Genomic DNA, 20,336 nt, shown 5'->3' with positions numbered 1-20,336 from the left:
TTTCGAGACGTCCTTGACCACACGTGGCCGGTTCAGGCTTACGCGCACGTCGCGGTTGTTCACCAGCTTGGTGTCCTGGCCTTCACCCATGGCGGTGAACGCTGAAGTGATTTCAAACGTGCGCGTGTTGATCAGGCTGAAATCCGCCACCAGCGTCAGGCCCAGCACCGCCGAGTAGCTGTTGGTGTGGTCCAGAGCGCTGATGTCCTGGGTGAAGTCGATGTCCGACAGGGTGCCGAACAGCACGTAATCGGCGCCCTTGAAGTGGCCGGCCTTGATGCGCTTGATCACGTCATAGACATCACCCTTGGCATCGGCGGTATAGGGGGCGCCTTGCACGAGCTGGAACTGCCGTGACTTGAGGAGCTCACCCTTGATGTCACCGCTGAATTTACGCAGCTCGGTCTGCTCGATGTAGCGGGTGCTGCTCTCGTACTCGCTGTAGTTCGATGCTCCGCTGGCGTTATAGGCGCTGGCCTGGAAGTTGTTGCTGGCTGATACCGCGTGGATGTATTCCTCGACCCGTGCTTCATAAGCCAGGTCGGTCACCGCGATCTTCGGGGCGGCCGAGGCGCCGAAGGCGCATAGCAGGCTGATCATGCCGATCCATGCACGCATTGCTCAGCGCTCCGTGGTCTTGCGAATTTCTTTCTCGTCCATCCACTCGGCCAAGCCGCTCTCGACGTCGATCAGTTGCAGGCTGAACTTGTAGAACACGTCCTTGTAGTCCGAACTGCGCTTGACGATGGAGCTGATGGAACCTTCCAGGCGGTACTTGGCGGCGACCATGTTGCCGGTCTTGCTCACCGTGGACTTCTTGTACAGGCCGCTCTGGTTCTGCAACTTGAGCTGGTCGACCTGGCTTTGCATGTCGGTGTTATCGCTGGCGAAGCGCGCGGTGCCGGTCTTCATCAGCTGGGTCTTGATCGACGTGGTGATCTCACGGGTATCGATGTACTCGCTGGTCTTGTTCTTCACGTCATACACCTGCACCACCGGGCGGCCGTGCAGAATGCCGGACTGGGCCAGGGAGCGGGTCATGCTTTCGGCGATCATCTGCAGGTCGGTGGAACCGAACTCGTTGGTTACCAATTCCACGGCCTTGGTGTCGCCGTAGCTAATGTTCTTGCTGCCGAGTACCGGCGAGGTGTTAGAGCAGCCGCTGGCCAGAAGGGCGATGACGGCGAGAATCGAGCAGCGTGCAAACATGGGTAAATCTCTCTGAATGCGGATGGGCGAGGGCTTCAAGGCGTCTTCACTTCAAGGCGAAAGTCAGCCGCCTGGGGCAAGTTGGCGATCGCCGGGAGGAAGGTCGCCTGGTTGGCGTACAGGTTCAGTACTTTCCAGGTTTCTTCCTCACCCACGGGGAAACCGTCGGCACCCAGCCAGGCGAAGCGGTAATACATCATCTGGTTGCTGCTGGTGATATTGCTGAGCTGCACCTTGGCGGTGAGGAAACCGTTCTCGCGTGCAACGCGAATGGCACCGACGGCGATGCCCTTGAACTTGCCCATCACCACGATCTTGCTGGCGGCACTGCCGGGTTCCGGCGGCGGCGGGGTGGCACAGCCGGCGAGCAGGACCAGCGCCAGGGCGCCGAGGATGAAATGACGCATAACGTGCTCCTTTAAGGTTGTTTGAGGGCGATAGCCTGGGTCGCGACGCTTGGCAGCACATGGGCGGCCAGGCCACTGGCGAATACCTGGTTGCCAACCACACGCAGGGTGATCACCTGGTAACGCTGATCGGCCTTGACCGTCACTCGTGTGCCGCCCAATGCGTTGGGCAGGCTGACCTGATGCTCGCCGTGCTTGAGGCGCAGGCGTGTCACTTGGGTCATGTCCGGCAGGGTGCGCCACGTGCGGGTGTCGGCGCCTTCGGTGACGGCCGAGGCGATGCCCAGGACAAGGCCCGCCATGGGGTTGGTCTTGTTCAGGTTGTTCTGTGTGACACCGCGGCTGACCGCCCGTACGGTGGTGCGCAGGATGATCCCCGGCATGTCGTCACGCAGGGCGCGGCGGGACATGGCAGTCGTACTGTTGAGCGGCGTGAGGTTCTGTGGTTTTCCGTCGACGCCGATCTGGGCGAGGCTCGCGGTGGAGGTGTCGGCCTTGATCACCGGAAATGACAGCGGGGTGATCACCACGTGGCCGTCGATCGGGATGGGCAGTGGCAGGCGAATCGAGTCACGCGCCGGCGCCAGGCCGCTTTGGACCACGATCAGTACGTCGGTTTCGTCGGCGCCGACCTCGGATTTGTCCAGGTCCAGCAGTGCCTGCTCAAGCAACGGCGTGTTAGGGCGCAACTCGGCGGCCTTGCGATAACCGGGGGCCGCCAGGTCTTTTTCACCCAGGGCTTCGTAGACAAAACCCGCGAGGTAATGGCTGAACGCACTCTGGTAACTGTTTTTCAGGCCGATGACTTCCGGTGCGTCCAGCGCTTCAACCGGGTAGCCACGCAGGTCTTTCATCTGGGTTTTCACGCCCTGGCGTTCGGCTTCGTCTTCGCGCTTGAGGTATTCCTTGTCGCGCAGGTCGGCGATGACGGCTTCACGCTCGTGGGTCTTCTTGATCTCGGTGCGGGCGCCGTCGAAGTCATTCACCGCCAGCAGGTTCAGGGCCATCTGGGTCGTGAGCATGACCTTTTCATAGTCATAGCCTTCGTAGCGACGCACCTTGTCATTGACCAGGAAACTGCCGAACTGGGCGAGGTACTTCTGACTGTCGAACTTGACCGACTCTTCCCACTTGTAGACTTGCAGGTCGGCGCTGCGCCAGGCGGTCTGGCTGCCGGTCAGGTCGCCCTTGGCCCGCAACAATTCACCTTTTTCGAAGAAATAGAGCAGGTCCTTGTCTTCGCCGGTGTTGTTTTTCTCAAGCAGGGTCAGCGCGCCGTCAACGTTGCCGGTGGCCAACTGCTGGTTGGTGGCTTGCAGCTCGGTGTCGTAGCTGCGAAACATTGAGCAACCGGACAACAGGGTCACTGCCGCGAGCGTGAACGGGGCTAAGGCGCGAAATGCCATGCAAACTTCTTCCCTGAAAGTAATCAGCAAATATGTATTTCCTCATAAAAATGAGGAAATTAATTCCCTTTCGAAATAACAGGGCGCGGCATTATAGGCGCCATTGCTGGCAAAACAATGGCTTTTTGCTTCGTCTTTGTTAGCGGTGCCATCACTTCAGCGGCGATATTCTTGCTGCCAATCACTAACGGCTTGAGTCAAACCGCTTAACATTAAACAATGTGTTACTTCGCATTTCCCTTTGAGATTCATTCATGACTGCCCTTTACCGTTTTCTCGCCTGGCTGATGTTGCCGGCGTTAATGTCGTGCAGCTTCAATCTGTTGGCCGCGACGGCCGAGGGCGCCCCACAAGCCCTGCATCTGCTGGACTACATTGGTGCCGATTACCCGCCGACGGTGGAGGCGGGCAAGGTGGTTGATGAGTCGGAGTACCGCGAGCAAGTGGAATTCCTGGGGGTATTGCAGGGGCTGGTCGCGCAGTTGCCGGAAAAGCCTGAGCGTGCCGAGTTGATAAAAGGCGTGGATGCACTGTTGCTGGCGGTCACCGCCCATGAAGACGGCGTGACCGTCGCCCATCAGGCCCGTCAGTTGGGCGCCAAGCTGGCCGTGGCGTATGAAGTCAGCCAAGCCCCGGCGATCACCCCTGATCCTACGCGTGGCGCGCCGCTTTATGCCCAGCATTGCTCGGTGTGCCACGGCACGCAGGGGGCTGGCGACGGCCCCGCCGGCCTCGGCATGACGCCGCCACCAGCCAACCTTCGGGACTCCGCGCGGCTGGATCGCCTGAGCCTGTATGCGATCTATAACACCTTGGGCCTGGGTGTTGAAGGTACCGACATGCCGTCCTTTGCCGACCAGTTGGATGACCGTCAGCGCTGGGATCTGGCGACCTATATTGCCGGCTTCACGGCCGATCCGGCAGCGGCCAAAAGCGATTCGTCTTTCAATCTTGCCGACCTGGCGCGCCAGACGCCCAATGAAGTGCTGGCCGCCAATGGTCAGGCCGCTGTCGCAGTATTCCGCGCTCAGCGTGCGCAGCCGCCGCAGGTCAAACGCGGCCCGGCGCAGTTGCTCGATTACACCGCAGCCACCCTGGACAAGAGCCTTGCCGCGTTCCGTAACGGTGACCACGAGCAGGCGTATGACCTGTCGGTAGCGGCTTACCTGGAAGGTTTCGAGCTGGTGGAGAGCTCGCTGGATAACGTTGACGCCAACGTGCGCAAAGACACCGAGAAGGCCCTGATGGCCTACCGGCAGTCCTTGCAGGACGGCTTGCCGATCGAGCAAGTGCAACAGCGCCTGGACGTGGCCAAGGGCAAGCTCACCGAATCCGCCGGCCTGTTGGGGGGGGATGGCCTGAGCTGGTCGTTGAGCTACATCTCCGGCTTGCTGATCCTGCTGCGCGAAGGGCTGGAAGCGATTCTGGTATTGGCGGCGATCCTGGCCTTCCTGCGTAATACCGGCCAGCAATCGGCGGTGCGTAGCGTGAACGTGGGTTGGGGCCTGGCGTTGTTGGCCGGCCTGGGCACCTGGGCGTTGGCGGCATATGTGATTGACGTCAGTGGTGCGCAGCGCGAATTGCTTGAGGGCTGCACGGCGCTGTTCGCCAGTGTGATGGTGCTATGGCTCGGTGTGTGGATGCACGACCGGCGACACGCGGCGGCCTGGCAGGACTACATCAAGAGCAGCCTGGTGGGCGGCGGTGGTCGTTTCGGCTTCGCGGTGCTGGCCTTCTTCTCGGTGTACCGCGAGCTGTTCGAAGTGATCCTGTTCTACGAAACCCTTTGGCTGCAAGCCGGCCCGGCCGGTCACAATGCGGTGCTGGCCGGCGGCGCCACGGCGTTGGTGCTGCTGGTGGGCCTGGCCTGGGTGATCCTGCGCGGTTCGGCGAAGCTGCCGTTGGCGCTGTTCTTCGGCATCAACGCGGCGCTGCTGTGCGCGTTGTCGGTGGTGTTCGCCGGGCACGGTGTCAAAGCGCTGCAGGAAGCGGGGATCTTCGGTACGCGGCCAGTGGCATTCTTTGACTTTGACTGGCTGGGCATCCACGCCGATGCGTATTCACTGAGTGCACAGGCGGTGGCGATCCTGGCGATTGTGGTGTTGTACGGCCGCAGCCGCCTGGCCGAGAAGCACCGAGTGACGGCATAACCATGCGTGTGTGGATCGATGCCGACGCTTGCCCGCGCGCGGCCAAGGACCAAGTGGTGAAGTTCGCCCTCAAGCGCCAGTTCGAAGTGGTATTGGTAGCGGGCCAGAGCCAGATCAAGCCGAGCTTTTCGTGTGTGAAGCTGATCGTGGTGCCCAGTGGGCCGGATGCGGCGGACGATTACCTGGTGGAGCATGCGCTGCCCGGTGAGCTGGTGATCTGCAGCGATGTGCCGCTGGCCGACCGTCTGGTGAAGAAGGGCGTCACCGCCCTGGACCCTCGGGGCAAGGAATTCAGCCCGGCGAACATGAGCGAACGCTTGGCGGTTCGTAACCTGTTCACCGATCTGCGCGAGCAAGGCCAGATGGGCGGTGGACCACCGCCCCATGGGGAAAAAGACAAGCAGGCGTTTGCCAATGCCCTGGACCGCATCCTTACCCGCTTGATGCGTCAAGCCTGACCTGCGGCGAGGGCGCAAACGCCCTCGCCACCGTCAATCGTTCTCGTGGGTCAGTTCCAGCACCCGATCCACCAGCTTGTTAATGCCCGACGCCACTTCACTGATGTTCTTGCCCAGCATATAGGCCGGCGTGCTCACCAGCTTGCGTGCCGTGTCTTCGACAATGTCCTCCACCGTGCATTCCTGGTGGGTGGCGCCCATCTTGTCCAAGGCGGCAGCGGTGTCGACATCGTTACCGATGGTGCAGGTCACGCCAGGGCCATAGATCTTCGCGGCCAGGGCCGGAGAGATGCAGATCAGCCCCACCGGCTTGCCGGCTTCGGCAAAGGCTTCGGCCAGTGCCAATACCTGCGGGTTGATGCTGCAACCGGCGCCTTCCACCGCAAAATTCGACAGGTTCTTCGCCGCGCCAAACCCGCCGGGCACGATCAGCGCATCGAAGTCTTCGGCGTTGGCCTCGCGAATGTCCTTCACCTCGCCTCGAGCAATGCGCGCCGATTCCACCAGCACATTGCGCGACTCAGGCATCTCGGCGCCCGTCAGGTGGTTGATCACATGAAGCTGCGCAATATCCGGTGCAAAACATTGGACTTGAGCGCCGCGCTGATCCAGGCGCAGCAGGGTGATCACGCTTTCGTGGATCTCTGCGCCGTCGTACACGCCACAGCCTGAAAGGATCACTGCAATCTTTTTGCTCATGGGCATTTCTCCTGATTCATGGCGTTAAATGTCTACTAATTTGTAACCTGTTGCCAATGGGAACTCGCGCTGCTGCACCTAATCTTGATGTAACAAAAATAGACCGGACTAGCCCATGGACTTCGTGCCTTACGCGGTACCGTTTTTTATCGCCTTGATCGTGGTTGAGCTGTTGGCCGACCGTTGGCGCGGCGCGCGCAACTACCGAGTGGCGGATGCCATCAACAGCCTCAGCACGGGTGTGCTCTCTACCACCACCGGCTTGCTGACCAAAGGCGTGGGGCTGCTGACCTACGCGTTCGCCCTCAAGCACCTGGCGCTGATCGAGCTGTCGGCCCAGAGTGCCTGGACCTGGGTGTTCGCCTTTGTGTTCTATGACTTCTGCTACTACTGGCTGCATCGAATGGGCCACGAGCGCAATATTCTGTGGGCTGCACATTCAGTGCATCACCAGAGCGAGGACTACAACCTCACCACCGCCTTGCGCCAGACCAGCACCGGTTTCCTGCTGAGCTGGATCTTCTACCTGCCCCTGGCCGTGCTGGGTGTGCCGTTGGTGGTGTTTATCAGCGTGGCCTCGCTCAACCTGCTGTATCAGTTCTGGGTGCATACCCGCCATGTGCCCAAGCTTGGCTGGTTCGAGTGGTTCTTTGTCACACCGTCCAATCATCGGGCCCACCATGCGCAAAACGCTCTCTACATGGATCGCAACTACGGCGGGGTGTTCATTATTTGGGACCGCTTGTTCGGCTCATTCCAGGAAGAAGACGACAACGAGCCGGTGATCTTCGGCGTGACCACGCCTTTGTCCAGCTGGAACCCGCTGTGGGCCAACCTGCAGTTTTATGCACAGTTGTGGAGTGACGCGCGGCGTACCGAGAGCGGGTGGGACAAGCTGCGCATCTGGTTCATGCGCACCGGCTGGCGCCCGGCGGATGTGAAGGCCAAGTACCCGATGGCCAAGCCTGATCTGAGCCAATTCCGTAAATTCGAAGTGCCGCTGGATGCGCGGCAACAGGTCTACATTGCGCTGCAATTTGCGGCGTATGTGGGGTTTGGCAGCTATTTGATGAACTTCGGTGAAGGGCTGCCCACAGCGGCGCTGGTTCTGGGCTGGGGGGCGATGGCGCTGGGGCTGTTTACCTTGGGGGTAGGGCTGGAGAATCGCCCGTGGGCCCTGAGGGCCGAACTGGTGCGCCTGGCGTTGAATGTGCCGCTGGTTTGGTTGGCCCCGCTGGTCGGGCTGTGGCCGGCCAGCAACCTGGGCTGGCTGGGGCTGGCGAGCTACAGCCTGCTCAGTATGATCGGTCTCTACTGTTGCAGAAGCCGGCTTACTCGACTGGTGTCTTAGGTGGCTCGACTGGGGCGGGCTCGGCGGCGAGCCGGGCCTTGGCCTCCTCACACGCCTGGCGGGCGATGCGGGCGTTCTTGAAGCGGCGGCGCAGCCACAGGCCAAAGCCCAGCAACAGCAAGGCGCCCAATACCCACAGCTCGTATTTCTTGACGCTGCCGAGCATACCTTCCAGCACTGCGCCGAAGTGGTAGGCCGCAGCACCCAAGGCGGCGGCCCAGATGGCGGCGCCAATACCATTGAGGATCAAGTAACGCGCCGGTGGATAGCCCGAGAGGCCGATAGCCACCGGCATCACCGTGCGCAACCCGTAGACAAAGCGGAAGCTCAGCACCCAGATATCCGGATGCTTGCGGATATGCTCCAGGGCCTTGTCGCCCATCAATTGCCAGCGCGGCTTGCGCGCCAACAGTTTGCGGCCGTGCTTGCGCCCCAGGAAGTACCACAACTGGTCACCGGCATAGCTGCCAAAAAAGGCAACCACCACCACCATGTTGATATCCATGTATCCGCGGAACGCCAGGAAGCCTGCGAGTACCAGGATGGTCTCGCCTTCGAAGAACGTGCCGAGGAAGAGGGCAAAGTAGCCGAAGTCATGCAGAAATTGTTGAAGCATGGTCTGGGGTGCTGGCGAAATGAACGCGCAGCCTACGCCTTCGTGAACATTCATGAAAGTATCGAGATGTGTCACGAAGTGAACAATTCCTACATAAACGACGAATGCGACTACAGGTCGCATCGATAAGCACAACTGTCATTCCTTCGTCATAATGGCCGCTTATAACTGCAACGCTCGCCCGTAAACACGGGCTCAGGAGTCTGTCGTGAGCTTTACCCCTGCCAATCGCCTGTTCCCCGCCACCCGTCTGCGTCGCAACCGTCGTGATGATTTCTCTCGCCGTCTGGTACGTGAAAATGTACTGACGACGAACGACCTGATCCTTCCGGTGTTTGTGCTTGAGGGTGAAAATCGCCGGGAAGCCGTGGCGTCGATGCCGGGTGTAGAGCGTTTGAGCATTGACTTGTTGCTGATCGAGGCGGCGAATTGGGTTGAACTGGGTATTCCGGCATTGGCACTGTTCCCCGTGACGCCCTCTGCACTCAAATCCCTCGACGCCGCCGAAGCCTGGAACCCGCAGGGGATCGCCCAGCGTGCCACCCGCGCCTTGCGTGAGCGCTTTCCGGAATTGGGCGTGATCACTGACGTGGCCCTGGACCCCTTCACCACCCACGGCCAGGATGGCATTCTCGACGAAGACGGCTATGTTCAGAACGACATCACCGTCGATGCGCTGGTCAAGCAGGCGTTGTCTCATGCCGCCGCCGGCGCCCAGGTAGTTGCGCCATCGGACATGATGGACGGTCGCATCCAGGCGATTCGCGAAGCCCTTGAGCTGGCTGGCCACGTTAACGTACGAATCATGGCTTACTCGGCCAAGTATGCCAGCGCTTATTACGGCCCATTCCGCGATGCGGTGGGGTCGGCCCTGAACCTGGGCAAGGCCAACAAGGCGTCGTACCAGATGGACCCGGCCAACAGTCATGAAGCCCTGCACGAAGTGGCGGCGGACCTGGCCGAAGGCGCCGACATGGTGATGGTCAAGCCCGGGATGCCTTACCTGGACATCCTTTATCGGGTCAAAGAGGAATTCAAGGTGCCGACCTTTGTCTACCAGGTCAGCGGTGAATACGCCATGCACATGGCCGCGATCCAGAATGGTTGGTTGAGCGAAGGGGTGATCCTCGAATCCCTGACAGCCTTTAAACGTGCCGGCGCTGATGGCATTCTGACTTACTTCGCCGCCCGCGCTGCCCAATTGCTTAGAGAGCAACAATAGCCCTCACAGGAACACTCGATGAATACCGAAGGACTCTCAGAAGTTGCCGTAAAAGACGCTCACCCGGTGGTGGAACCAGTCACCGAGAGCCCGCCGGAGCTGGAACCGGCCCCGCTTGTCGTGGTGGCGGAGGCGACTGCTCCGGCCCCGGTGGCCGCGGTCACCAACCTGGATGACAGCAGCCTGTACATCCACCGCGAGCTGTCACAACTGCAATTCAACATCCGCGTGCTCGAACAGGCGCTGGATGAGTCCTACCCGTTGCTGGAACGGCTGAAATTCCTGCTGATTTTCTCCAGCAACCTGGACGAGTTCTTCGAGATCCGCGTCGCCGGCCTCAAGAAGCAGATCACCTTCGCCCGTGAACAAGCCGGTGCCGACGGCCTGCAGCCACACCAAGCGCTGGCGCGTATCAGCGAGCTGGTGCACGGCCACGTGGACCGCCAGTACGCGATCCTCAATGACATCCTGCTGCCGGAACTGGAAAAACATCAGGTCCGCTTTATCCGTCGCCGTCACTGGACCGCCAAGATCAAGACCTGGGTGCGTCGCTACTTCCGCGACGAAATCGCGCCGATCATCACCCCGATCGGCCTTGATCCAACGCACCCGTTCCCGTTGCTGGTGAACAAGAGCCTGAACTTTATCGTCGAGCTGGAAGGTATCGATGCCTTCGGTCGCGACTCCGGCCTGGCGATCATCCCGGCGCCGCGCTTGCTGCCACGGATCATCAAGGTACCGGAAGAGGTCGGGGGGGCGGGGGACAACTATGTATTCCTCTCGTCGATGATCCACGCCCACGCCGATGACCTGTTCCAGGGCATGAAGGTCAAGGGCTGCTACCAGTTCCGCCTGACCCGAAACGCCGACCTGGCGCTGGACTCCGAAGACGTCGAAGACTTGGCCCGTGCCCTGCGCGGCGAGCTGTTCTCGCGGCGCTACGGTGATGCGGTGCGCCTGGAAGTGGCGGATACCTGCCCGAAACACCTGTCGGACTACCTGCTCAAGCAGTTCAACCTCGGCGAGAGCGAGCTGTATCAGGTCAACGGCCCGGTGAACCTGACGCGTCTGTTCAGCATCACCGGCCTGGACAGTCATCCGGAGCTGCAATACACACCGTTCACCCCACAGATCCCGAAACTGTTGCAAAACAGCGAGAACATTTTCAGCGTGGTGAGCAAGCAGGACATTCTGTTGCTGCACCCGTTCGAGTCCTTTACCCCGGTGGTCGACCTGCTGCGCCAGGCCGCCAAGGACCCGCATGTATTGGCCGTACGCCAGACGCTGTACCGCTCCGGCGCCAACTCGGAAATCGTCGATGCCTTGGTCGACGCCGCGCGTAACGGCAAGGAAGTCACTGCGGTGATCGAACTGCGTGCGCGCTTCGACGAAGAGTCCAACCTGCAACTGGCCAGCCGCCTGCAAGCGGCCGGCGCGGTGGTGATCTATGGTGTGGTCGGCTTCAAGACCCACGCCAAGATGATGCTGATCCTGCGCCGCGAAGCCGGCGAGATCGTGCGCTACGCCCACTTGGGCACCGGCAACTACCACGCCGGCAACGCCAAGCTCTACACCGACTACAGCCTGCTGACCTCCGACGATGCCTTGTGTGAAGACGTCGGCAAGTTGTTCAGCCAGTTGATCGGCATGGGCAAGACCTTGCGCATGAAGAAGCTGCTGCATGCACCCTTCACGCTCAAGAAGGGCATGCTCGACATGATTGCTCGCGAGACCCAGTTCGCGCTCGATGGCAAGCCGGCGCATATCATCGCCAAGTTCAACTCACTGACCGATCCGAAGATCATCCGCGCGCTGTACAAGGCCAGCCAGTCCGGTGTGCGCATTGACCTGGTCGTGCGTGGCATGTGCTGCCTGCGCCCGGGCATTGTCGGCGTCTCCCATAACATCCATGTGCGCTCGATCATCGGTCGCTTCCTGGAGCACACGCGGGTGTTCTACTTCCTCAATGGCGGCGAAGAGCAGATGTTCCTCTCCAGTGCCGACTGGATGGAGCGCAACCTCGACAAGCGTGTGGAGACCTGCTTCCCGGTGGAAGGCAAGAAACTGATCATGCGGGTCAAGAAGGAACTGGAAAGCTACCTCACCGACAACACCCACAGCTGGAGCCTGCAGTCCGATGGCCGTTACGTGCGTAACACGCCAACCGGCAACCAGAACCCGCGCAGTGCGCAGGCGACGCTGCTGGAGAAGTTGGGCAGCCCGATTCTTGCGGTGAATTAAAAGATCAACAAAGTCTAAAAGTATGGGAGGGGGCAAGCCCCCTCCCATATTTGTTTTGTGCTGTTCTTTAGCGCAGGTTCAGGCTGAACCCCACCCGCGTCAGCCACTCCGCTTCTTGGGCGAAGTCCGCCTGGGTCAGCTGGTTTTCATTCAGCCAGCCTTTCGGGAACACCACATCCAGGCTGTCGCCATTGGCGCGCAGAGTGACCTGGGGCATTTCCTGGGTGCCACGAATGTGGTGGAACAGGATCGCAAAGCGTAGCAGCACGCACAGGCGAATCAGCTTGATGCCTTCATCGCCGAACTCGGCAAACTTGTCTTTTGGAATGTTACGGCGATGGCCACGTACCAGCAGCGCGAGCATCTGCTGGTCTTCGCGGGAGAACCCGGCGAGGTCCGAGTGCTCGATCAGGTACGCGCCGTGTTTATGATAATGGTAGTGGGCGATATCCAGGCCCACTTCATGCACCTTGGCCGCCCAGCCCAGCAGCTCACGCCATACGCCCTCTTCCAGGTCCCAGTCTTCGGCCACCTGGTCGAAGGCGTGCAGGGCTTTGCGTTCCACGCGTGCCGCTTGTTCCAGGTCGACGTGATAGCGCTCCATCAACGAACTGAGGGTGCGCTCACGCACGTCCTCGTGGTGATGACGGCCCAGCAGGTCGTAGAGCACACCTTCGCGCAGGGCGCCATCACAGTGGTCCATGCGTTGCAGCTCGAGGGCATCGAAGATGGCTTCGAGAATCGCCAGGCCGGCCGGGAAGATGGCGCGACGGTCGGGCTTGATGCCGTCGAAGTCGATTTTCTCGGCATCCCCCAGCTTGAACAGTTTGCGCTTGAGCCACGCCAGACCTTCGGCGTTCACCTCTCCGGTGCCGTGCCCACCGGCTTTCAAGGCCAGGCCGATGGCGCGGATAGTACCGGACGAGCCGATGGCCTCATCCCAGGTCAAGCGATGCAGGGCGTGTTCGATGCTCATGATCTCCAGCCGCGCCGCCGTATAAGCCTGGGCGTAGCGCGCCGGAGTAATCTTGCCATCCTTGAAATAGCGTTGGGTAAAGCTCACGCACCCCATTTGCAGGCTTTCACGCAGCAGCGGTTCGAAACGCTGGCCGATGATGAATTCGGTACTGCCGCCACCAATGTCCGCCACCAGGCGTTTGCCCGGGGTATCGGCCAGGGTGTGGGACACGCCGAGGTAGATCAGGCGTGCTTCTTCACGACCGGAGATAACTTCTACCGGATGCCCGAGGATGTCCTCGGCACGATGGATGAACTCGTTGCGATTACGGGCTTCGCGCAAGGCGTTGGTGCCAACGATTCGCACGGCGCCAGGCGGCATACCGTTGATCAACTGCGCAAAGCGCTTGAGGCAGTCGAGCCCACGCTGCATGGATTCTTCATTGAGCTGGCGCTCGTCGTCGATCCCGGCAGCCAGTTGCACTTTCTCGCCGAGCCGCTCGAGGATGCGGATCTCGCCGTTCTGGGCCTTGGCCACGACCATGTGAAAGCTGTTGGAGCCCAGGTCGATGGCGGCGATCAAGGACAGATTCTTGGCTTGGGATTGCGGCATGGTTTGGGGGTCTCGGTCGATAACCTTGCCATCGTGCCACGATCGACCGCCGGAGCCAACGCGTTGTGTGGGGGTATTTCCCTGCTGTTGTCTTTAGGAAAAAACTATGGGAAGTGCAAGATGGACTCAATGAGCTCCCGTTGAATAGGCGCTGGGATGATGTAGGAAAGTTTAACCCTCTGCTGTTGTTAGTCTATGAATGACTTTTCCTACAGTGATCGGAAGAATCTCTAATCGTTATTTTGTTTAAGACTACCCGGCCATCAGCTGAAATCCGCTAGTTGTTTTGAATGAGGCGCACAGTAAAAGACGTGTTGTCTGATTCTTTAATGCAGTACCAAAGCGACAGACTGTCACTCGGCAATTTTGCCTGGGTGTTATTTATTTATAGTTATGTATTACGGATGATCAGTGGTTGGGGGATGGAGTCGCCAAGACCAAAATGAATAGCGCCTGATAACTTCAAGTGACAGGACAAACATGAAAAAAAGTATTGGAGTGGTTTTTGGTATTGCGTGCATGGTTGCGGCCTTGAGTGCCCAGGCAACCACCAGTGCCCAGTTGGTCGTCAGGGGGACGATTACACCTGCGGCCTGCAACCTCAGCCTGGCGGGCAGTGGCATTATCGATTACGGCACGATTCGCTCCGGCGAATTGTCCCAGGCGGCGTTCAACCCACGCGAGGAGAGGACGACTTCGCTGGTCGTCAATTGCGGTACGACGCCCGCCAGGTTCGGGCTTGCTTTTACCGATCTGCAAGCGGGCAGCAAGGTGACGGGCATCCTGGGGGCAGGCTTCACCGAAGCGCAGAATTTTGGCTTGGGTATGGCGGGCGGGCGGCGAACGGGTGGCTACTCGGTTACCCTCAGGGATCTCCGATCCTCCGGTACGGTGCTCAACCCCATCATGCGCGTCGGCCAGGGAGCCTGGCAGAGCAGCGATGGCAAAGTTGCCCAGTCGCCAAGCCAGTACTCTTGGCGTAATGGTGTGAACAACACACCGGCTTCTATTAGCCAAATGACAGGCACACTGGTGGTAAGGGCGGTGATCAACAGGGCCCAGGACTTGGATCTGACCCGCGATATCGCCATTGATGGGCGCGCCACGCTGGTATTGAGTTACATCTAAACAACTAAAACAGCCGATCAAGAAACCGACCATTTCTTATTGGCTGTTTTTCTATGGGTGTTTGATTGTTAGTCGTGAACTTCATAAGTTGCGGGGAATACTGAGTGCGTGGTTTTTCAATAAGGTGTGCGCTGCTATGGAGTGTTTTTTTCAGTGCTGTTAGCGCGGCGGACGGCATGTTGCCGGAAACAACGGTGGTGGTGCTTTATGAAGAGGATGGCGAAGCCACGCTCAATATCAAGAACACCGATGCGGGGCCGGCGCTGCTTCATTCCGTGGTCGAAAACGTGCCTGAAGACCTGGAGCCGCTACTGATCGTCACACCGCCTATTACCCGTGTTGAGGCGGGGGACACGCAACTGGTGCGTTTCATCACTACGTTGGAGCACCCGCTCAAGACTCAACGGCTCAAGCGCGTGTCGTTTGAGGGCATTCCCCAGGCGCGGGTGCCGGGGGGGGCCACGATCGGCATCACCCTCCGACAGAATTTGCCGCTGATCCTGCACCCACGAGGCTTGCCGCGACACGACATGCCTTGGGAACTGCTGACGTGGAAGCGGACAGGGGAACAACTCACCGTCCACAACGACAGTGCCTATGTCGTGCGCCTTGCACCGGATGTGCAACTGCTTCCCAAAGGTGGTTCAGCCACCCTGTCGCGCACCTACATTTTGCCGGGAGAGGTGCTGGCGGCGAAGGCCGACGGTGCTTTGCGCGACGTGGTTGAAGTTGAGATTCAACCCGCCACGGTCTATGGGTTTTCGGTCGATAGCTACCGGGCTCCGGTCAATGCCAATGAGGGTTGATCGACCGATGATGGCGCCGTTGAGTAACAGCATTGCCACCCGTTTTTGGCCTGGTAAACCCACCGTGTTCATGGGGGTTGCGGCGCTATGGAGTTTGCCTGGCATTGTGAACGCGCTGGAGCTTGGGGAGGGCTTTGATCTTGCTGCACTCACAACCCATGGCATAGACCCCAAGGTTTCCGATTACTTTCGTACTACGGCGCGTTTTCGCGAAGGCGTCCAGGTGGTGGGATTGCGAGTCAATGGGAACCCGCTTGGGTTGGTGGATGCTCGGTTCGACCCACAAGGAAGATTGTGTTTCACCCCAGGGTTGCTAGAGAAGGCCGGGTTGGTCAAACCCCAGGGGATTACCCAGGGCGGTGCCACGCCTGACCAGGCTTGCCACGACTTCCTCGGTGCGTTCCCGGCGACCATGGTGCGCCTGCGCCCCGGTACTGACGAAGTGGTGCTGGTGGTGCCAACCCAAGCCTTGCGTGAGCCCCAGTGGGATGCCGGGAATTTTTCCAGGGGCGGGGCGGCAGCGCTCCTCAACTATGACGTATTAGGTTACGACAGCCACTCGCGCAGCGGCCCGACCCGGTTTGTGTCGGCCTATACCGAAGTGGGTTTCAACGTCGAAGACTGGATGGTTCGCAGTCGCCAGTTCTATGTGTCTGATAATGGCAAGACTCGTACCGAACACTTGCATGCTTATGCCCAGCGGGATATCGCCGCGTTGCATTCGACTTTTCAAGCGGGCCAGCTCTCCAGCAATAACCCGCTGTTTGGTGGCATTCAACTGTCCGGCTTGCAGTTTTCTCCCGATGGGCAGTCCAGGGCACCGGCAGGCAGCAATAGTGCAGTGGTCGAAGGTTTGGCCCAAAGCCAGTCGCGGGTTGAGGTGCGCCAGTCCGGCGTGTTGATCCACAGTACGTTGGTGCCCGAAGGGCCATTCCGGTTGACAGGATTGCCCCTGCTTAATGGATCCAGTGATCTTGAAGTCAGTGTGATTGACGTGCGGGGCGCCAAGCGTAGTTTTGTGGTGCCGGCGGCTTCGTTTGCGGGGGCTGCTCCCGCTGCGCCGGGCTATTACTTCTCGGTTGGCGAGCTGCGTAGAACTGCGGGTGAAGAGGGACCCTCTCCGGTGATCGCCATGGGCAGTGGCACCTGGGGACTGGGGCGCGAGTTGTCTGCGGGTTTTGGCTTGTTGAGTACCGAAGACTATTGGGCGGCAGGCGGTACCCTGAGCAGTGTGTTTTTCCAGCGTGTTTCAGTGAGTGCACGACATAACCTGTCCCGAGACAGCCAAAAGGCTGTATCCGGCTCGCGCAGCAGCCTGTCCTTGAGCAGCCCGGTGGTCGCCAACTTCGACGTCAACGTCAGCGCAACCACCCAGACCCTGGGTTATCGCGAGGTTACTGAAGCGGGACGGTCATCCGGGGCAGATGAGTTGGGTTCACGTTTCAAAAATCAGTACACGGCGGGCGTGAGCTGGGCCGACCCGATGCTGGGCGTATTCTCCCTGGGGTATACCCGTAGCGCTCAATTTGATGGGCGAGCAACCGAGCATGTATTTGCCTCATGGAACAAGTCATTCAGCCGCGCTGATGTCGCGTTGATCGCAGATTCGCAAGTGGGCGGCACTCGCGGTGGTCGTGAAGCCATGCTGGACGGCCACCGGCGCGAGAGCGCCCTGGACAACGACCTGTCTGTGCGATTGCAGGTCAGCGTGCCACTGGGTGGGGATCGTCGTGTGAGCAGCTACACCAGCCGGCGTGGTAGCCAGTTCACTGCGGGCTCGGCACTCAGCGAGCGGGTCAACGAGTATGTGAATTACGAAGTGGGCGTCGAGCGCGACCTCACGGCACGGGAGCAATCTGTTCGCGGGCAATTGGACCTGTTGCCTCGTTATACCCGGGTGGGCCTGGGTGTCAGTCGTGATGCTCTGGGCACCAGCTACACAGGGCAGTTACAAGGCGGTGCAGTGGCTCACGAAGGCGGCCTGACCTTCTCGCCGTACAGCGTTCAGGATACGTTCGGCATCGTCTCGGTAGGGAACATCGGTTCGGCAAAAGTCGAGACCCCGCAAGGCCCGGTGTGGACTGATTTCAGCGGGCAAGCGGTGATCGCGGGCTTACAGGCTTACAGCAACAGCCGGGTCGAAGTGCAGACCCACTCGTTGCCCAAGCGGGTGGACCTGAAAAACGGCACCCAGGTGCTCACTGCGGGTCGGGGCTCCTTCAATACCGTGGATTTCGATGTCGTGACCGTGCGCCGAATGTTGATCACGGCGAAGGATCAGCACGGCCGACCCCTCCCTCAGGGCGCTTCGGTGTTTGGCAAGGGCAACCGATTTCTCACCAGCGTGGTGGGCGAGGGCATGATTTTCTTGAACGATGTTACGGAGTCTCAAAGCCTGCGGGTTTCAATGCCGGACTCTTCCACCTGCCTGCTGACCATTGACCCGGAGGGGAAGCCTGACCATGACAAGTTCTACGAGACCACGTCGGCGGTGTGCCATGGTCGCTAGGCTCAACAACCTGCCTTGGGTGCTGCTCTGCTCGCTGCTGGCAGCGCCGGATGCGCGGGCTGAAAACTGCCGCCTATCGGTGAGTCAGCCACGCGTCGACTATGGCGTCATACGCCGGGATGCTGTTGTCGAAGGGCCCGCCATGGCGCTCGCGACTCGCTCGTTGCGTGTGAGCGTGCTTTGCACTGAGCCCGCGGGCATGGCGTTGCGTTTTGTCGGGGTCGCAGCCGACGGCCAGGGGTTTCGCTTCGGTCGAAACGGACGTTTTCGGCTGAGTCTCACACACGCGCAGGTAGACGGGCGTGTCGTCGGCTGGTCGGCTGCATACTTGCCAGGCGAGTCTGGAAGCGGGCAGTTGCTGCCTGGGCACACCTTGGTCGCGCGCGCAGCAGGCAGCCCGGTGGTAGGCCGACGACTCACCGTCCAGGTCGATATCGACACCGAGTTGTCCACCGACGCCTTGGAGGTGCGCCGCGAGATGCAAATGGAAGGGGTGGGCAGTTTCGAACTGGTCAGCCTGGCTGTTCCACCGAGCCAATGAAATTGGCGAATTCGGGGGTTCGCGGGTTGGCGAACAACACCTTGGGGTCACCTACTTCGTGCACCTTGCCCTGGTGCATGAACACCAGCTTGTCGCCGACTTCCCGGGCGAAGCGCATTTCGTGGGTCACCATGATCAGGGTCATGCCGTCCTGCGCCAGTTGGCGCACCACGCTGAGCACTTCATTGACCAGCTCCGGGTCCAGGGCCGAGGTGATTTCGTCACACAGCAGTACCTTGGGTGACATGGCCAGCGCACGGGCAATGGCGACACGCTGTTGTTGGCCGCCGGACAGCCGATCGGGGAATGCATCGAACTTCTCGCCCAGCCCGACCCGTTCCAGCATCTGCCTTGCCAGCTGTGCCGCCTTGGCCTTGGGTACTTTCTGTACCACTTGCGGCGCGAGCATCACGTTCTCGCCCACCGTGAGGTGCGGGAACAGGTTGAACTGCTGGAACACCATGCCGACTTTTTGTCGCAGGCTACGCAGGTCGGCGCGGGCGGCGTCGAGGTATTCGCCATCGACTTCGATCACGCCATCGTTGATCGACTCCAGCCCGTTGAGGGTCCGTAGCAAGGTGGACTTACCCGAGCCGCTGCGGCCGATGATCGCCACCACCTGGCCTTCTTCTACCGTCAGGTCAATGCCCTTGAGTACGTGGTGATCGCCGTAGTACTTATGCAGGGCGGAAATTCTAAGCAGAGGCATGCAGTTTCCTTTCCAGGTAGCGAGCACTGAGGGACAAGGGGTAGCAGAGCAGGAAGTAACCGAGGGCCACCAGGCCGTAGACCATAAAGGGCTCGAAGGTAGCGTTGGCGAGCATGCCGCCGGTCTTGGTCAGCTCCGTGAAACCGATGATCGAGGTGACGGCCGTGCCTTTGACCACCTGCACCGAGAAACCCACGGTGGGTGCCACGGCAATCCGCAGGGCCTGGGGCAGGATCACGTAGCGCAGTTGTTCAAGTGGATTCAGCGCCAGGCTGGCCGACGCCTCCCATTGCCCGTGGGCGATGGAATCGACGCAGCCGCGCCAGATCTCGGCGAGGTAGGCGCTGGTAAACAGCGTCAGGGCAATCGCCGCTGCCAGCCAGGGCGAAATATCCACCCCCAACAAGGCGATGCCGAAAAACACCAGGAACAGTTGCATCAGCAGCGGCGTGCCTTGGAACAGTTCGATATAGGTACGAGCGACATTGCGCGCGAAGGCGTTGCGGCTGATGCGCATCGTCATCACCAGCAAGCCAGTCAGGCCGCCACCGACAAACGCGACCAGCGACAGCAGCAGTGTCCACTGCAGGCCGGTGGCGAGGTTACGCACGATGTCCCAGAAGGAAAAATCACTCATCGGCTGTTCCTCATCACAAACCGGCGGCCAACCCAGTTGAGCAACTGGCGAATCATCAGCGCCATGCACAGGTACACCAGGGTGGTCAGTGCGTAGGTTTCGAACGCACGGAAGTTACGCGACTGGATAAAGTTGGCAGCAAAACTCAGCTCTTGCGTTGCGATCTGTGAGCACACCGCCGAACCGAGCATCACAATGATGATCTGGCTGCTCAAGGCCGGCCACACCTTGCCCAGCGCCGGCAGCAGCACCACATGGCGGAACGCTTCGAAGCGCGTCATCGCCAGTGCGGCAGCGGCTTCCAGCTGGCCGCGAGGTATGGCCTGGATACCGGCGCGGATGATCTCGGTGGAGTAAGCCCCCAGGTTAATCACCATCGCCAATACGGCGGCTTGCCACTCGGTAATTTTCAGCCCCAAAGATGGCAAGCCGAAGAAGATGAAGAACAACTGCACCAGGAACGGCGTGTTGCGGATCAACTCGACATACATACCGAAGAACCAGGCGAACGGCTGGATTTTCCAGGCCCTGACCACGGCGCCGACGGTACCCAAGGCGACCCCCAGAATGGCGCCGATGGCTGTCAGCTCAAGGGTGAACAGCGCGCCACGCAACAGCAGGTCGGTGTTGGCGAGCACCGGCAAAAAGTCGAATTGATAGGCCATCACTCAGTTCCG

At 60.2% G+C, this 20,336-nt stretch carries 19 protein-coding genes; 9 read left to right on the top strand and 10 right to left on the bottom strand.

The features are described from left to right. From M5B43_RS20865 to M5B43_RS20850, 4 genes are all read right to left on the bottom strand, one after another. Positions 1-618, bottom strand: a 618-nt coding sequence (locus tag M5B43_RS20865) for a penicillin-binding protein activator LpoB (RefSeq protein ID WP_248751881.1), incomplete at its 3' end; no start/stop codon positions are given. Between the two features lie 3 nt (positions 619-621). Further along, the gene (lpoB, locus tag M5B43_RS20860) at positions 622-1,209 is read right to left on the bottom strand and encodes a penicillin-binding protein activator LpoB (RefSeq protein WP_248751880.1); all 588 of its coding nucleotides are present in this window, start codon (positions 1,207-1,209) and stop codon (positions 622-624) included. A 35-nt stretch (positions 1,210-1,244) separates the two neighbouring features. Further along, a complete protein-coding gene (locus tag M5B43_RS20855) occupies positions 1,245-1,616 on the bottom strand; it encodes a YcfL family protein (RefSeq protein WP_034110196.1) in 372 nt (123 codons plus the stop codon). A gap of 11 nt (positions 1,617-1,627) precedes the next feature. After that, positions 1,628-3,022 carry a hypothetical protein gene (locus M5B43_RS20850; protein ID WP_248751879.1) on the bottom strand — a complete coding sequence of 465 codons (1,395 nt, stop codon included), beginning with the start codon at positions 3,020-3,022 and terminating at the stop codon, positions 1,628-1,630. Positions 3,023-3,276: 254 nt separating this feature from the next. On the opposite strand from M5B43_RS20850, the gene M5B43_RS20845 reads away from it, so the two are divergent. After that, complete coding sequence (locus M5B43_RS20845) at positions 3,277-5,172, top strand: FTR1 family protein (RefSeq protein ID WP_248751878.1); 1,896 nt, start codon at positions 3,277-3,279, stop codon at positions 5,170-5,172. Between the two features lie 2 nt (positions 5,173-5,174). Continuing rightward, entirely contained in the window at positions 5,175-5,630 is a 456-nt protein-coding gene (locus tag M5B43_RS20840) for a YaiI/YqxD family protein (RefSeq protein ID WP_248751877.1), read from the top strand. 33 nt (positions 5,631-5,663) lie between these two features. Here the strand turns inward: M5B43_RS20840 and elbB are convergent, their stop codons facing one another. Further along, complete coding sequence (elbB, locus tag M5B43_RS20835; protein ID WP_248751876.1) at positions 5,664-6,329, bottom strand: isoprenoid biosynthesis glyoxalase ElbB; 666 nt, start codon at positions 6,327-6,329, stop codon at positions 5,664-5,666. A 115-nt stretch (positions 6,330-6,444) separates the two neighbouring features. Here elbB and M5B43_RS20830 point away from each other — a divergent pair, with 115 nt between their 5' ends. Then, positions 6,445-7,680: a sterol desaturase family protein gene (locus tag M5B43_RS20830; protein WP_248751875.1), complete on the top strand. Its 1,236-nt coding sequence runs from the start codon at positions 6,445-6,447 to the stop codon at positions 7,678-7,680. Here the strand turns inward: M5B43_RS20830 and M5B43_RS20825 are convergent. Beyond that, positions 7,661-8,296 carry a DedA family protein gene (locus M5B43_RS20825; RefSeq protein ID WP_248751874.1) on the bottom strand — a complete coding sequence of 212 codons (636 nt, stop codon included), beginning with the start codon at positions 8,294-8,296 and terminating at the stop codon, positions 7,661-7,663. The genes M5B43_RS20830 and M5B43_RS20825 overlap by 20 nt on opposite strands. Positions 8,297-8,504: 208 nt before the next feature. Between M5B43_RS20825 and hemB the strand changes: the two genes are divergently transcribed. Both hemB and ppk1 read left to right on the top strand, forming a co-directional pair. Then, the gene (gene hemB / locus M5B43_RS20820) at positions 8,505-9,518 is read left to right on the top strand and encodes a porphobilinogen synthase (protein WP_248751873.1); all 1,014 of its coding nucleotides are present in this window, start codon (positions 8,505-8,507) and stop codon (positions 9,516-9,518) included. Between the two features lie 18 nt (positions 9,519-9,536). Next, on the top strand, positions 9,537-11,759 hold the full coding sequence (ppk1, locus tag M5B43_RS20815; protein ID WP_248751872.1) for a polyphosphate kinase 1: 2,223 nt from the start codon (positions 9,537-9,539) through the stop codon (positions 11,757-11,759). A gap of 67 nt (positions 11,760-11,826) precedes the next feature. On the opposite strand, the gene ppx is transcribed toward ppk1, so the two are convergent. Next, positions 11,827-13,329: an exopolyphosphatase gene (gene ppx / locus M5B43_RS20810; RefSeq protein ID WP_248751871.1), complete on the bottom strand. Its 1,503-nt coding sequence runs from the start codon at positions 13,327-13,329 to the stop codon at positions 11,827-11,829. 480 nt (positions 13,330-13,809) lie between these two features. Here ppx and M5B43_RS20805 point away from each other — a divergent pair, with 480 nt between their 5' ends. The 4 genes from M5B43_RS20805 (at position 13,810) to M5B43_RS20790 (ending at position 18,313) form a co-directional block, all read left to right on the top strand. After that, on the top strand, positions 13,810-14,457 hold the full coding sequence (locus M5B43_RS20805) for a DUF1120 domain-containing protein (protein ID WP_248751870.1): 648 nt from the start codon (positions 13,810-13,812) through the stop codon (positions 14,455-14,457). A 119-nt stretch (positions 14,458-14,576) separates the two neighbouring features. Next, complete coding sequence (locus tag M5B43_RS20800) at positions 14,577-15,263, top strand: fimbria/pilus chaperone family protein (RefSeq protein WP_349292383.1); 687 nt, start codon at positions 14,577-14,579, stop codon at positions 15,261-15,263. Positions 15,264-15,333: 70 nt separating this feature from the next. After that, positions 15,334-17,772 (top strand): fimbria/pilus outer membrane usher protein, encoded by a 2,439-nt coding sequence (locus M5B43_RS20795; RefSeq protein ID WP_248751884.1) that lies wholly within the window; start codon positions 15,334-15,336, stop codon positions 17,770-17,772. After that, entirely contained in the window at positions 17,762-18,313 is a 552-nt protein-coding gene (locus M5B43_RS20790) for a hypothetical protein (RefSeq protein WP_248751868.1), read from the top strand. Before M5B43_RS20795 ends, M5B43_RS20790 begins: the two co-directional genes overlap by 11 nt. On the opposite strand, the gene M5B43_RS20785 is transcribed toward M5B43_RS20790, so the two are convergent. From M5B43_RS20785 to M5B43_RS20775, 3 genes are read right to left on the bottom strand one after another with little or no spacing between them, the layout of a single operon-like run. Further along, positions 18,285-19,022 carry an amino acid ABC transporter ATP-binding protein gene (locus M5B43_RS20785; RefSeq protein WP_248751867.1) on the bottom strand — a complete coding sequence of 246 codons (738 nt, stop codon included), beginning with the start codon at positions 19,020-19,022 and terminating at the stop codon, positions 18,285-18,287. The two genes, M5B43_RS20790 and M5B43_RS20785, sit on opposite strands and share 29 nt — an antisense overlap. Further along, the gene (locus tag M5B43_RS20780; protein WP_248751866.1) at positions 19,009-19,659 is read right to left on the bottom strand and encodes an amino acid ABC transporter permease; all 651 of its coding nucleotides are present in this window, start codon (positions 19,657-19,659) and stop codon (positions 19,009-19,011) included. Before M5B43_RS20780 ends, M5B43_RS20785 begins: the two co-directional genes overlap by 14 nt. Beyond that, the gene (locus M5B43_RS20775; protein ID WP_248751865.1) at positions 19,656-20,324 is read right to left on the bottom strand and encodes an amino acid ABC transporter permease; all 669 of its coding nucleotides are present in this window, start codon (positions 20,322-20,324) and stop codon (positions 19,656-19,658) included. Before M5B43_RS20775 ends, M5B43_RS20780 begins: the two co-directional genes overlap by 4 nt. Positions 20,325-20,336 lie beyond the last annotated feature (12 nt).

The sequence above is a fragment of the Pseudomonas sp. MWU15-20650 genome (assembly GCF_023242475.1).
Classification (GTDB): domain Bacteria; phylum Pseudomonadota; class Gammaproteobacteria; order Pseudomonadales; family Pseudomonadaceae; genus Aquipseudomonas.
This window is presented reverse-complemented; position numbering and strand designations above follow the sequence as displayed.